Here is a 1,184-nt window from a genome sequence, read left to right as displayed (position 1 = left end):
CATGCGCGTCAGAACCGACCGAGATACAGCGGTCAAGTACTATTGCGAGAAAAGCCTCTTCAACGTCGGACTGAATTCCTCGAACGAAATTACGGGCATTCAGTGCAGGGCCGCCAATCGATGCTTCAATCTCGATTACCCAAGCCGGCGTCTTTAGAGGCCGTGTCAAGGCTTACGTAACCATCGATATCGGAAGGAAACCCCTTCGCCTTGTCATTGTCGGTCGTTTAAGTATGATTTATTGGCTCGGATCCCTATCAACTTATGCGAAGTAGTCGCTGACGATGCTCAAGCGTATTAAGTCCACTCATGTCCGCCTAGGAATGTTTATCGAGGCGATCGAGGGGGCATGGATCGATCATCCGTTCTGGCGTAGGCAATTCCGTCTCGATCGCGCCACGGATGTCGAAAAACTGAAATCCAGCAACGTCAGCACCGTCATCATCAATACGGCCAAAGGGCTGGACGTCACACCCCCCTCTCCTTCGGAAAGAAGAGCATCTTCATCCCCCCGCGAAAATGCCGAACTGAAACGTGCCTTGCAGACAATTGAACAGACAAAGCCGATGATCAGAGAAATGTTCGACAGTGCCAGGCTAGGAGGTATCATACCGATTTCGTACGCCGCGCAAGCCGTTGAGCACATTGCCAGATGCATGAGCAGCAGCTCAAAAGCGTTGATAGAAGTCACCCGTCTCAAATCTAAGGACGAGTATACATTTCTCCATTCTATCGCTGTAAGCGCGCTAACGGTTCATTTGGCGCGCGCGGTCGATCTGAATGAAGAGACGGCTTATGATGTGGGGATGGGTGGGCTTCTTCATGACATCGGCAAAATGCGGATTCCACCGAAGGTCCTGAACAAGACAGGCCCACTCGATGAGCGCGAAATGAGCCTGGTCCGCTTGCATCCTTCTCATGGCTACCAGTTGCTCGTCCGGCAAGGTGACGTGTCGAGTGTTAACCTCGACATCTGCCTCCACCATCACGAAAGAATTGACGGCCGGGGCTACCCAAAGGGCCTTTCGGGCGAAGAAATCAGCATTCCGGTGCGTATTTCCTCGATTTGCGACGTCTACGATGCGCTGACCTCGGTGCGAGCATATAAGAAGGCTTGGAGCCCAAGAGACGCAGCGAGGTTTATGCTCGAGCAAGAAGGTCAGTTCGACCAACGGCTGCTGATG

General features: G+C 52.7%; 1 protein-coding gene. It reads left to right on the top strand.

Features of this window, described 5'->3' with window-relative positions; translation table 11 throughout:
- Positions 1 to 284: 284 nt before the first annotated feature.
- Positions 285 to 1,184, top strand: a 900-nt coding sequence (locus tag J2Z75_RS29110; RefSeq protein WP_209857446.1) for an HD-GYP domain-containing protein, incomplete at its 3' end; no start/stop codon positions are given.

The organism is Rhizobium herbae (assembly GCF_017873135.1).
Taxonomy (GTDB): domain Bacteria; phylum Pseudomonadota; class Alphaproteobacteria; order Rhizobiales; family Rhizobiaceae; genus Pararhizobium; species Pararhizobium herbae.
This window is presented reverse-complemented; position numbering and strand designations above follow the sequence as displayed.